The sequence below is a fragment of the Streptomyces sp. NPDC002853 genome, assembly GCF_053591915.1.
The window spans coordinates 574,817-588,082 of sequence record NZ_JBSFUS010000005.1; the positions used below are offsets into that span (position 1 = coordinate 574,817).

Here is a 13,266-nt window from a genome sequence, read left to right on the forward strand (position 1 = left end):
AATGCCGCAGTTGAACAGCCGGGCCCGCAACTGAACGGCGTGGGCTGTCATTTGACGTCCGTTCGGCGACTGGTGAGGATGGCTGACTGAAATGATCCGGAACACCGCTGCGGCCGAGGCTCATTCATCCTCCGAAAGGGAACGGACTATGTCCATTTCACTGGTCGGTTCCGACGGAGAATCCGATGGAGGCGCCGTGCTGGAAGAGTTGACATCGGCTCAGCTCGGTATCTGGTATTCCCAGCAGATTGCGCCGGAGGATACCCCGTACAACATTGCCGAATGTCTTGAGATCGACGGCGGCGTGGATCTGGACGTGTTCGTGCGGGCCGTGCGGCAGGTGCTTGCCGGTGTCGATGCGTACCGTCTTCGTTTCCGCGTGGTGGACGGGCAGCCGCGGCAGTACGTCGACGTCACGGCCGATGTTCCCGTTCACGTCATCGACGTCAGCGCCGAGTCCGACCCGAGGGCCACCGCCGAACGATGGATGCAGGCCGAGCTGCGGCAGCCGGTCGACCTGACGGGCCACGGCCCGTTGTTCGCGTGCGCCGTGCTCTCCCTGGGGGAGGGCCACCTGCTCTGGTACCACCGCGCCCACCACCTGATCATGGACGCGCACAGCGGCGCGCTGGTCGCCACCCACGTGGCCGCCGCGTACTCCTCGCTGTCGGCGGGTGAAGAGCCCGGCGGGGGCGACGCGTTCGAGCCGTTCTCGGTGTTGGTGGAGGCGGACCGGGCGTACCGGACGTCTGCGGACCTCGGCTCGGACCAGGCGTTCTGGCTTGCTGCCCTGGACGGTCTGCCGGACCGGGCCGCCCCGGCCGGACGGGACGGCCAGGGGGGATCAGGGACGCCATCGCGCGCCAGTGCCGAGCTCGACCTGGATCGCGGAGCCGAACTCAGGGACGCCGCCCGCCGGTTGAGGACGAACCTCGCCGTCCTTGTCATCGCGGCGGCGGCCGTCCACGAGCACCGGACCACCGGGGCTCGGGACATCGTCCTCGGGGTGTCCGTACCCGGCCGCGCCGGGCGGCGCGAACGGCAGGCGCCGGGCATGACCGCGAACGTCATGCCGGTGCGGCTGGACGTCACGCCCGAGACGCCCCTCGCGGAGATCATCCGCCGCGCAGGACGGGCGACCGCCCGAGGACTGCGGCACCACCGGTACCGCTACGCGGACATGATCCGGGACCTGCAGGTCGGCGACGGAGCCTGGCCGTGCGAACTGATCGTCGATGTCATGAGCTTTGGGTACCCCACGCGGTTCGGCGACGCGGAGGCCACCGTCCGGAATCTCACCCAAGGACCGACCATGGACCGGCGGTTGGCGCTCTACGACCGGTCGGCTCGGTCGCCGGTCCAGATCGACGCGGACGCCGACCCCGGCCGGAACGGGCCGACCGCCGCCGGTGATCTGTTGCGCCGCTTCCGCCGGATCCTGGACTGGATGGTGGCGGCGGCACCGCAGACCCCGGTCGCCGACGCGGAAATCCTCGATGAGGACGAGTGGTTCCAGGTCGTGCGCGGCTGGAACGACACCACGGCCGACCTGCCGCGGGCGACCGTACCGCAGCTGTTCGACGCGCAGGTGGCGCGTACACCGGACGGCACCGCGATCGTCTCGGCCGACGGTGCGACGGCGTACGTGGAGCTGGACGCCCGCGCCGAACGGCTCGCGCGGCACCTGGCCGGGGCGGGGGTGGGGCCGGAGTCAGTGATCGGGCTCTGTCTGCCGCCGGGCCCGGAGATGATCGCGGCGATTCTGGGTGTCTGGCGGGCAGGCGCCGCCTACCTGCCCATCGATCCGCGGCAGCCGGTCGAGCGGACCGCGTTCCAGCTCGCCGACGCCCGTGCCGCCCTGCTCGTGGCCACCGACGAGCTCCTTGAAGACCTGCCCGCCGGACGCGTACGCACCGTCTCGGTGGACGACCTGACCAAGCCTGGTGCACCCTTCACCGCGACCGCGACCGCGACCGCGACCGCGACCGCGCCGGAACCGGACGGTCTTGCGTATGTCATCTACACCTCGGGCTCGACCGGCAGGCCCAAGGGCGTCGCCGTGACACACCGCTCCCTGGCGAACTACGTGGCATCGGTGCGGGAGCGGCTCGACCTCGGCGGCGAAAGCGCGCGGTACGCGGTGCTCCAGCCACAGGTGACCGACCTGGGATACACGATGGTCTTCTGCTCGCTGGCCACCGGCGGGGAACTGCACGTCCTCGACCCCGACACCGTGCTCGACCCGGCCGCGGTCTCCGGCTACCTCGCCGACCACCGGATCGACTACCTCAAGGCCGTTCCGTCGCATCTGGCAGTGCTCTCGGCGCAGGCGGGCCCCGAGGGCGTGCTGCCGGCTCGCTCGCTGGTGCTCGGCGGCGAGGCGGCGCCGCCGGACTGGGTCCGCGCCCTGCTGGACGCGGCAGGGGAGCAGGGGGTGTACAACCACTACGGCCCCACCGAGACCACCATCGGGGTCACCACCACACGGCTGTCCATCGACGACATCGCGGACGGCGACGTCCCGATCGGCGCGCCCATCGACGGCGCACGGGTCTACGTCCTCGACGGCACGCTGCGCCCGGCACCGGTGGGAGTGACCGGTGAGCTGTATGTGGCGGGCGACGCACTGGCACGGGGCTACGTGAACCGGCCCGGCCTCACCGGCGAGCGGTTCGTGGCCTGCCCGTTCGAAAGCGGGACGCGGATGTACCGGACGGGAGACCGGGTCCGCTGGCGCCGCGACGGGCGGCTGGTGTTCGCGGGCCGCGCGGACGACCAGGTCAAGATCCGGGGCTTTCGGGTCGAACTCGGCGAGATCGAGAGCGCCATCGCCGCCCATCCCGAGGTGGCCGGGGCCGCCGTCGTCGTCCGGCAGAACACGCCCGGCGGCGGGCAGGGTGTGCGCGGGTCGGCGGATTTGGTCGCGTACGTCGTCCCCGACGACCCGACGGCCGAGGGCGGGCTCGCCGACCGGGTACGGGAACACCTGGCGGGCCGGCTGCCCGACCACATGGTTCCCGCCGCGGTCGTCGTGCTCGGCGAACTGCCGCTGACCGGGAACGGGAAGCTGGACCGCAAGGCGCTGCCGGCGACGGACCGCGTGCCGGGCGTGGGCCGCGCACCGGCGAGTGCGCGGGAGGAGTTCCTCTGCGCGGCGTTCGCCCGCGTGCTCGGCCGGGACGTGGTCGGACCGGAAGAGGACTTCTTCGCCCTCGGCGGCAACTCGCTCGTGGCCGTGGCCCTGGTGGAGGACCTGCGCACGCGCGGGGTCTCCCTCTCGGTACGCACCCTGTTCCTCACCCCGACTCCGGCGAGGCTGGCCGAGGTCTCCGGCCCGGAGCAGGTGGCGGTGCCGGCGAACCGGATACCCGAGGGCGCCACCGAGATCACTCCCGGCATGCTGCCGCTCATCGATCTCGACGAGACGGACCTCGCGCGTGTGCTCGCCCATGTCGACGGCGGAGCGGCCAACGTCGCGGATGTGTACCCCCTGGCCCCGTTGCAGGAAGGGATCCTCTTCCACCATCTGGCGCGGGCCGAGGGTGACCCCGACGTCTACCTGCGCTCGGCGGTGCTCGAGTTCGACTCACTGGAGCGACGCGACGGGTTCTTCGACGCGTTGCTGCAGGTGATGGACCGACACGACATCTACCGCACCGCGTTCGTGGCGGACGGTCTGCGGGAACCGGTGCAGGTGGTCTCGCGCCGGGTCGGGCTTCCGGTCGAGAAGGTCGTGCGAGATCCGGGCCAGGACCCGGTGGAGCAGTTGCTGGCCGCGGCCGGATCGTGGATGGAGCTGGACCGGGCCCCGCTGCTCAGGGCGCATGTCCTCACCGAGCCGAGCGACGGGTGCTGGCTGGCCGTACTGCGCATCCATCACCTGGTGCAGGACCTCACGACGCTGCGGGTGCTCATCGAGGAGATCCGCGAGTTCCTGGCCGGGCGGGGCGACCGGCTGCCGGCTCCGCTGCCGTACCGGAACTTCGTGGCCCAGGCGCGACTGGGCACGCCTGCGGCGGAACACGCGCGCTACTTCGCCGGTCTGCTCGGTGACGTCACGGAGCCGACCGCTCCCTTCGGCCTCCTTGACGTGCACGGTGACGGTGCCGCGGTGGTACGTGCGGGCGGGCCGGTCGACGAACGGCTCGGCGCGCGAATACGGGACTTGGCGTCGAGGTCCGCGGTGAGCCCGGCGACGATCTTCCACCTGGCCTGGGCCCGCGTGCTCGCGGCGATGTCGGGGAGCGACGACGTCGTGTTCGGCACGGTGCTGGCCGGCCGGATGAACGCGGGGGCCGGCGCCGACCGGGTACCCGGCCTGTTCCTCAACACCCTGCCCCTGCGGGTGGGTGTCGACGGGCGTGGTGCGGCCGACGCGCTGGCCGGGCTGCGGCGTCAGCTGGCCGAGCTGCTCGAACATGAGCAGGCGCCGCTGGCGCTCGCCCAGAAGGCGAGCGCCGTGCCCCCCGGGACGCCGCTGTTCACCTCCATCGTCAACTACCGGCGCGATCTGTCCGCCGACGAGTCCGACATCGGTCTCGAAGGAGTCAGACTGCGCTCCGCCAGGGAACGCACCAACTACCCCGTGACGGTGATCGTCCGCGACACCGGGTCCGCGTTCGACGTCACCGTCGACGCGCTCGCGCCTGCCGACGCGACCCGGATCTGCGCACTGCTGCACACCTGCCTGGACAACCTGGTCACGGCACTGGCCGATGTGCCGGGAACCCCGTTCGCCGCGGTGGACGTCCTCGACCCGGCCGAGCGCCGGCAACTCCTCGACGAGCTGAACCGGACCGCGGCGCCGGTTGTGGACCGGACGGCCTCGGGCCGGACGGTGCCGGGGCTGTTCGCCGCACAGGTGGCGCGTACCCCGGAGGACATCGCCCTGGTCTGCTCGGGCGTCGAGGTCGGTTACCGGGAGCTGCAGGCGCGATCTTCTCGGCTGGCACGCCAGCTGCGCGACATCGGTGTCGGAGCCGAGTCGGTGGTGGCCCTGTGCCTGCCGCGCGGCATCGAGATGGTGACGGCGATCCTCGCGGTGTGGCAGGCCGGGGCGGCCTACCTGCCGCTGGATCCGGCCCATCCTGCGGCCAGAATCGCCTACATGCTGGCCGACAGCCGTGCATCGGTGGTGGTCGGCACCACCGAGGTGCTCGACGACATGCCGGCGACGGGGAGGATCCGCACCCTCGACCTGGATGACCCGGCGGTGGTGTCGGCACTGGCGGCGCAGCCCGCGACGGCCCTCGAGACGGGCGTGCAGCCCGGCCAGCTGGCGTACGTGATCTATACCTCCGGATCCACCGGGCGGCCGAAGGGCGTCGCCGTCACCCACGGGAACCTGGCCAACTATGTGATCCACGTGCCGCGTCGGGTGGGGTTCGGAGCCGCCGGCGGACGGTACGCACTGCTGCAGCCGGCCGTGACGGACCTGGGGAACACGGTGATGTTCGCCAGCCTGACAACCGGCGGTGAGCTGCACGTACTGGACGCCGGGGCGGCGACGGACCCGGTCGCCGTCGCCGGGTATCTGGCCAGGCACGGCATCGACTTCGTGAAGGTGGTGCCCTCACATCTGGCCGCGCTCGGCGCCACCGGCGACCTGAGCTGGCTGCTGCCGCGGAGCGCGCTGGTGCTTGGCGGCGAGGCGGCCGCCACCGACTGGGTCGAGCAACTGCTCAAGGCGGCAGGGGACTTGCCGGTGTTCAACCACTACGGCCCCACGGAGACCACGATCGGGGTCGTGACCGCACGGCTCGACCGTGCGCCCGTGCTCGCCGGCACGGTACCGATCGGGACACCGGTGGCCAACACGGCGGTGCATGTGCTCGACGACGCGCTGCGGCCGGTGCCCGCGGGGGTGGCAGGGGAGCTGTACGTGGCAGGGGCGCAGGTGGCGCGTGGCTACATGGGCCGCCCCGGTCAGACCTCGGAGCGCTTCGTGGCCAGCCCGTTCGGAGACGGGACGCGGATGTACCGGACGGGGGACCGCGCCCGCTGGTCCGAGGGCGGATTCCTGGAGTACCTGGGGCGGGCGGACGAGCAGGTCAAGATTCGCGGGTTCCGGGTGGAGCCCGGCGAGGTCCAGTCGGTGCTTGCGAGACACCCGGCGGTGACGCAGGCCGCGGTGATCGCCCGCGAGGACACACCGGGTGACAAGCGGCTGGCCGCGTACGTCGTGCCGGCGGACCCGAGTGCCGGCGGTGCCGGTGCGCTGACCGAGGCGGTGCGGCGGTTCGCCCAGGAGAACCTGCCGCGGCACATGGTGCCCGACGTGGTGGTACCACTCGACGCACTGCCGCTGACCGGTAACGGGAAGCTCGACCGCGGTGCGCTGCCGGAGCCGGACCGGGCGGCGGCCGCGGGGGCCGGCCCGCTGCCGGCCAACGAGCGGGAGCGGGTGCTGTGCGAAGCGTTCGCGGAGATCCTGAACCTGCCCGCGGTCGGCGTGCGGGACGACTTCTTCGTCCTCGGCGGGCACTCGCTGCTTGCGACCCAACTGGTCAGCCGGGTGCGGGTGGCGCTGGGCGAGGAACTTCCGATCCACGAGCTGTTCGACAAGCCCACCCCGGTCGCCCTCGCCACCTGGCTGGCGACCCGGGCCGACGGCGAGAAGCAGACCAGGCCGCGGCTGCGACCGATGCGGGCGCGATAGCGCAGGCAGTCGGTCGGGCCGCGGCCCGGTCAGGTCAGGTCAGTTCAGGTCAGGGGATTTTGGTCAGGTGCCGGACATCGCCACCAGGACGCGCCGGGTTCCTTCGAACGGGCGCCGGCCGTGGGCGAGCAGGACGTTGTCGATGAGCAGCACGTCGCCACTGCGCCAGTCGACATCGACGGCGCTCTCCAGCCCACGGCTGATGATCTGCTCGACGTAGGCGTCGGGGATCGGGGTGCCGTCGGCGAACGTCACGTACTGCGGGAACTCGTCGGGCGTGAGGATGTCGTACAACTCGGCCGAGGCCTCGTCCCCCAGGCCGGCCGGATGCCACTGATCGGCCTGGTTGAACCAGACCTCGGTACCGGTGACCGGGTGCTTGGTGGTCGCGGGCCGGAGCTGGATGACGCGCAGGCCGTCCGGGCCCCACTCCCACTCGGCCCGCGACTGCCGGAGAAACTCCTCGACCGCCGTGCGGTCGTCGGTTTCGAACGTGTCCTGCCAGCTCTTCCCGAAGCCGAGCCCGTCATGCAGGTTCTGGACGTAGCGGATGCCGCCGGCGAAAGCCTGGCGGACCTCGGCGTCGAGCGAGTCGAGCCAGAGTTGACCGTCGAGCACCGGTGTGGCGCCGCCGGTCTCGGCCGCCTTCTCGCAGTAGAAGGCGAGCCGGGTCGGCCAACTATGGGCGTAGCTGAGCTCGTTGTGCATGGAAATGGTGTACTTCTGCGGGTACTCGGTCGAGGTGTAGAGGTTGCCGCCCACCTTGGTGCGCGGCGAGTTGCCGTGCACGTACGGCAGGCGGTCGGGTACCAGCCGGGCGAGTACCGGCTCGATGGCCTCGGGCGACACGCCGAAGCCCCTGAAGACGAGCGCTTTGCGCTCGGTGAGCAGGTCGGCCAGCCCTTGCGGGCCCAGTTCGTCGAGCCGGTCGACGAGGGCGGGCGCACCGGCCCCGTCGCCGGCTATCTCGTGCGGCCGCCAGGCCCCACTGCCTGACTCAACGGTGTCCAACACGTCCTCCGATCCGGGCTGCGGGCAGGTCAGCCGCTCGCCTCTTTGGTGACATTCACGTGCGTGCCGTTGGTGTTCTGGACGGCGAATTGCGTGCGGTAGAGCTCGCTGTAGAGGCCGCCGGCGGCGAGCAGGTCCAGGTGGGTACCGCGTTCGCGGATCCGGCCGCCGTCGAGTACGAGGATCTGGTCGGCTTCCAGGATGGTCGAGAGACGGTGGGCGATGACCAGGGACGTACGGCCCGCCAGCGTGATCTTCAGCGCGCGCTGGATCGCCGCCTCGGATTCCGAGTCCAGGTGCGCGGTGGCCTCGTCGAGGATGACGACCGGCGGCGACTTGAGCAGGAGCCGGGCGAGGCTGATGCGTTGCTTCTCGCCACCGGAGAGGCGGTGGCCGCGGTCGCCGACCACCGTGTCGAGGCCGTCGGGGAGCGACGAGATCAACTCCCAGATCCGGGCCGCATCGCATGCCTCGACCAGTTCCTTCTCACTGGCGCCCGGCCGGGCGTACAGCAGGTTGGTCCGAATCGTGTCGTGGAACAGGTGCGCGTCCTGGGTGACGACGCCGACCGTGTCGTGCAGGGAACGTATCGTCAGATCACGTACGTCGTGGTCGCCGATGTGCACAGCCCCGGAGGTGGTGTCGTAAAGCCGGGGGACCAGGTTGGTGACCGTGGTCTTGCCGGCGCCCGAAGGGCCCACCAGCGCGGTGAGCTTCCCGGCCGGAGCACGGAAACTCACCTCATCCAGGACCATGACGTCGGCACCCTTGGCAGGCGCGCGCCGCGCGATCGATTCGAGGGAGGCCAGGGACACCTCCTCGGCGGCCGGATACCGGAAGGAGACCCGGTCGAACTCGATTTCCGGGGAGGTGCCGTTGACGGAGGGGAGCGGTCGGGCGGCAGGTCGTTCGGAGATGAGCGGTTCGAGGTCGAGCACCTCGAAGACGCGGTCGAAGCTGACGAGCGCGATCATGACGTTGACCTGCATGTTGGACAGCTGGTTGATCGGCCCGTACAGCCGCAGCAGCAGCGCGACCATGGCGACGAGGGTGCCGATCTGCAGGGTGCCGTTGATGGTCAGCACGCCGCCCAGGCCGTAGACCAGCGCGGTGGTCACTCCGGCGATCAGCGTGGCGATGAGGATGAGCACGCGCCCCCAGACCCCTGTCCTGATCGCCACGTCCCGGACCTCGGCCGCCTTGTGCGCGAACCCCTCGGACTCCTCCTCCGGCCGACCGTAGAGCTTGGCCAGCATCGCGCCGGACACGTTGAACCGCTCGTTCATCATCGAGCCCATGTCGGCGTTGAGGCCCATGCCCTCGCGGGTGAGCCGCTGCAGCCTGCGGCCGACGAAGATGGCGGGGGCCAGGAAGAACGGGATCATCACCAGCGCCGCCAGAGTGATCTGCCACGACAGGAAGATCATCGTGGCGAGCACGAGCACCAGGGTCAGGAGGGTCGACACCGTCTGCGACAGCAGCGTCGTGATGGCTCGCTGGGCGCCGATCACGTCGGTGTTGAGCCTGCTGACCAGGGCTCCGGTCTGCGTACGGGCGAAGAATGCCAGTGGCTGCCGCTGAACATGCTCGAACACCTGGCAGCGCAGGTCGTAGACGATGCCCTGGCCGACCCGCCCGGAGAACCAGGTCTGGGTGAACGCGGCCACCACTTCAACCAGCGCCAGGGCGGCCACGAGCAGGGCAAGGCCCACCACGGTGCCTTTCTCGCGCGGCACGATTCCGTCGTCGATGATCATCTTGAGCAGCAGCGGGCTCGCCGCCGTGATGGCCGCACCCGCGACCGTCGTCAGCAAGACCACCGTCAGTGACCAGCGATATCGCAGGGCATAGGGAAGGATGCGCCGTAACGTGCCCGGCTTGATCTTCTGTTTGGTGATCGACCTGTCTGTGAGCAGCGACATCGGACCCATGCGCGGGCCGCCCATCATGGCCACGAATTCCTCCTCTTGTCGCCGTCCCGAGTTGCCGCAGTCCCAGGCCTCTCGGGCGTCCGGGGAAGTCCAGCGCGGGTGAACGCGCCGCTGGACAGGGGCCGATGCGTCAGCGACCGTACCCGCGAAGACGAAGTGTGTGAAAGGCAGTGCGGCTGCCGGCCGGCGCCGCGGCCGTCGGCGCCGTTCAACCTCGGCCTTGCCGCGGTTGAACGGCAGGGCACAGCGGCGGTTTCGCGTCGTCCTGCTGTGAGGACCGCGGCAAGTGATGAGCTAACCGCCGGGAAACCTGCCGCACAGCACTCTGATGGTCATGCAGACGAAGTCACCTTTCACCGCCACGAGGGCAGTGGTCCGCTGCGTCGGTCCGCTCTGCGGCGAGACCGAGCGGACCACGCGGAGGATGAGCCATGTTGGAATCTGAGGCCACCCGGGAGGGCGTGCCCGAGCAGGAGAGCTGGACAGAGCCGGAAAGCAGTCACGCCGACGAGAGCAACGAGGCGTCGTCGACGCCGCGTCGGCGCCGACGCGGAGTTTGGGTGACGCTCGGCGTCGTCGTGCTGGTGGTCGGCGCGTCCGGCGCGGTGTACCTGGTGCAGGACGAAGACAGCAAGCCGGCGAAGTCGGCCGCGAAACTGCCGACCGCGAAGGTGGTCCGCACTGATCTGATCAACACCACCGAGGTGGACGGCACGCTGGGCTTTTCGGGCGGCCGCAAGGTGCTCGCCGAGGGGCCCGGGCGGGTCACATGGCTCCCGGGCGTCGGCGACGTCATCAAGCAGGGCGAGCGGGTCTACGCCATGGACGGCCACTCGGTACCGCTGTTCTACGGCTCGACGCCGTTCTGGCGGGATCTGAAGAAGGGGATGTCCAACGGGTACGACGTCCTGGAGCTGGAGCGCAACCTGCTCGCACTCGGCTACGGCGGCTACCTGAGCGTGGACAAGGAGTTCACCTCGGGCACCGCCGAAGCCGTCAAGGACTGGCAGGAGGACCTGGGCGTGAAGGAGTCCGGCGAGGTCTCGCCGGGCGACGTGGTGATGCAAGCGGGGCAGTTCCGGGTGAGCAAGGTCGACGCCGAGCTGGGCGCACCGGCCCGGGGAACGGTACTGACCGCAGGCAGCACACGGCAGCGGATCACCGTGAATCTGCCGGTGAGCGACCTGGAGTTGGCGAAGGTGGGCGCAAAGGTGACGGTGAAACTGCCGGGTGGCGAGAGCAGCACCGGTCGGGTCTCCTCGCTCGGCAAGGTGGCGGCCGCCGGGGACACCAACTCCCAGTCACAGACCGGGGAAGGCACCCAGAACGCCACCGTCCCCGTCTACGTCGTGCTGGATGAGAAGAGCGGCAAAGGGAACCTGGACGGTTCCCCCGCGACCGTCGGCTTCGCCAGCGCCGAGCACAAGAACGCACTGGCGGTGCCGGTGAACGCGCTGCTGGCATCGGCGAACGGCACCTACCAGGTGAAGGTCGTGAACGCGGCCGGGAAGGTACGGACCGTGCCGGTCAAGCTCGGCATCTTCGAAGCCGACATGGTCGAGGTGAAGGGTGACCTCTCGGCGGGCATGAAAGTGCAGGTGCCCCGCTCATGAGCAAGGGCATCGGCACCGCAGAAGGGCTGACTCCGACGGAGTCGACCGCCGACCGGTCGGCCGCGGTCATCGAGGTGGACAACTGCACCAAGGAGTACCCCGGTGGCGTGCGCGCACTGCGCCGGGTCTCGCTCGCCGTCCATGACGGTGAGCTGATGGCGATCCTGGGACCGTCCGGATCCGGAAAGTCGACCCTGCTGAACCTGATGGGGACCCTGGACAAGCCGAGCACCGGCCGGGTCCTCATCCAGGGACACGACGTCGCCAAGCTCCCCGACCGGCGGCTCGCCGCGGTTCGCGCCCACTGGATCGGCTTCGTCTTCCAGCAGTTCTTCCTCACCCCGCACCTCTCCGCCGTGGACAACGTGGCAACCGGGCTGCTGTATCACGGCACCCCGGCTCGGGAACGGCGCAGGCTGGCGAAGGTCGCGCTGGAGCGTGTCGGGCTCGGCCACCGCCTTGACCACCGTCCGAACCAGTTGTCGGGTGGCGAGAAGCAGCGCGTCGCCATAGCCCGGGCGGTCGTCGGCAATCCGCCGCTCGTGCTCGCGGACGAGCCGACCGGCAACCTGGACACGAAGTCCGGTGACGGAGTGCTGGAACTGCTCGCGGAACTGAACCGCGACGGCACCGCCGTCGTGGTGATCACCCACGACATGGAGGTCGCGGCTTCGCTGCCGCGGCGCCTGGAGATCCGCGACGGGCGGATCTACGCCGATACGGGGGCTGCGGCATGAAGGCCCTACCCAGCGCAGCCCGGCTGCGTACCGGTGACCTGGCTGTGGTCGGCGTCGACGGACTGCGCGGCCGGCCGCTGCGCGCCGTGCTCTCCGCGCTCGGCATCGCCATCGGTGTCGCCGCCATGATCGCCCTGGTGGGCATCAGCACCAGCAGCCGAGCCGCGCTGATGGCCGACATCGAGAAACTCGGCACCAACCTGCTGACCGTCAAGCCCGGCACGACGCTCGCCGGCAAGAACTCGAAACTGCCCAAGAGCGCGGAAGGCATGGTCTCCCGCATCCCAGGGGTGACCAGCGTGTCCGCGACGGGAAAGGTCAAGGACGCAACCGCCCGCCGCACCGACAAGATCGACTCGGATACCACCAACGGCATCGCGGTACAGGCCAGCCGACCCGACCTGCTCAAGACGCTCGGCGGCACGCTGCGCTCCGGCACCTTCCTCAACGCCGCCACCAGCAACTACCCGGTAGTTGTGCTGGGGACCGACGCCGCCGGGCGGCTCGGCATCGACAGCGCCGGCGCCCACGTGTTCATCGACGGACAGTGGTTCATGGTCGTGGGGGTCCTCGACGAGGTCGACCTCGCGCCCGAGGTCGACCGCTCCGCTCTCGTCGGCTGGGCGTACGCGAAACAGCTGGGATTCGACGGGAACGTCACCACCCTCTACGAGAAGTCCACGGACACGACAGTGGACCAGGTGCGCAGCGTGCTGGGGGGCACCGTGAATCCCGAGCACCCGGAGGAGGTGGCGGTCAGCCGCCCCTCGGACGCGCTCACAGCCCAGGCCGCCGCGGAACGCACCTTCAACGCACTGTTCTTCGGACTCGGCGCCATCGCCCTGCTGGCAGGCGGCGTCGGCATCGCGAACATCATGGTCATCTCGGTCCTCGAGCGACGGCAGGAGATCGGGCTGCGCCGCTCGCTGGGCGCGACCCGTGGGCAGATCCGGCTGCAGTTCCTCACCGAATCGGTGACCCTGTCAGCACTGGGTGGGGCCGCCGGAGTACTCATCGGGCTCGGCACCTGCGTCGGATTCGCCGCCTACCGTGACTGGCCCACCGCCCTGCCCGGCGATGCCATCGTCGGCGGCGCGCTGGCCGCCGTCCTCATCGGCGCGCTGGCCGGCGTCTATCCGGCCCGTCGCGCGGCCAATCTCACGCCCACCGAAGCCCTCGCCACGAACTGACCGGTCATCCCCCGGCCGGTCACAGGGGTGCCTCCGCGTCAACCGGCGCGGAGGCACCCCGTCTCCATGTCCGCCGCCGCTCTCCCGTTCCCCGATGAGACTGCCCGTACGACGGTCACCGCGGGG

The 13,266-nt window shown here is 70.3% G+C and carries 6 protein-coding genes; 4 read left to right on the forward strand and 2 right to left on the reverse strand.

The features are described 5' to 3' along the window. Nucleotides 1–148: 148 nt before the first annotated feature. Nucleotides 149–6,658, forward strand: a complete 6,510-nt coding sequence (locus tag ACWD02_RS17235; RefSeq protein WP_451210739.1) for an amino acid adenylation domain-containing protein — start codon at nt 149–151, stop codon at nt 6,656–6,658. A 63-nt stretch (nt 6,659–6,721) separates the two neighbouring features. Here ACWD02_RS17235 and ACWD02_RS17240 read toward each other — a convergent pair whose 3' ends face one another. Both ACWD02_RS17240 and ACWD02_RS17245 read right to left on the reverse strand, forming a co-directional pair. Next, nucleotides 6,722–7,669: a TauD/TfdA family dioxygenase gene (locus tag ACWD02_RS17240; RefSeq protein WP_451210837.1), complete on the reverse strand. Its 948-nt coding sequence runs from the start codon at nt 7,667–7,669 to the stop codon at nt 6,722–6,724. Between the two features lie 29 nt (nt 7,670–7,698). Beyond that, nucleotides 7,699–9,618: an ABC transporter ATP-binding protein gene (locus tag ACWD02_RS17245; RefSeq protein ID WP_451210839.1), complete on the reverse strand. Its 1,920-nt coding sequence runs from the start codon at nt 9,616–9,618 to the stop codon at nt 7,699–7,701. A gap of 413 nt (nt 9,619–10,031) precedes the next feature. Between ACWD02_RS17245 and ACWD02_RS17250 the strand changes: the two genes are divergently transcribed. Genes ACWD02_RS17250 through ACWD02_RS17260 form a run of 3 tightly spaced genes read left to right on the forward strand, consistent with a single transcriptional unit; the run spans nt 10,032 to nt 13,140 of the window. Beyond that, complete coding sequence (locus ACWD02_RS17250; protein ID WP_451210742.1) at nt 10,032–11,213, forward strand: peptidoglycan-binding protein; 1,182 nt, start codon at nt 10,032–10,034, stop codon at nt 11,211–11,213. Continuing rightward, a complete protein-coding gene (locus ACWD02_RS17255) occupies nt 11,210–11,950 on the forward strand; it encodes an ABC transporter ATP-binding protein (RefSeq protein ID WP_451210745.1) in 741 nt (246 codons plus the stop codon). Before ACWD02_RS17250 ends, ACWD02_RS17255 begins: the two co-directional genes overlap by 4 nt. Next, nucleotides 11,947–13,140: an ABC transporter permease gene (locus tag ACWD02_RS17260; RefSeq protein WP_451210748.1), complete on the forward strand. Its 1,194-nt coding sequence runs from the start codon at nt 11,947–11,949 to the stop codon at nt 13,138–13,140. The genes ACWD02_RS17255 and ACWD02_RS17260 overlap by 4 nt, the downstream gene beginning before the upstream one ends. The last annotated feature ends 126 nt before the right edge of the window (nt 13,141–13,266 follow it).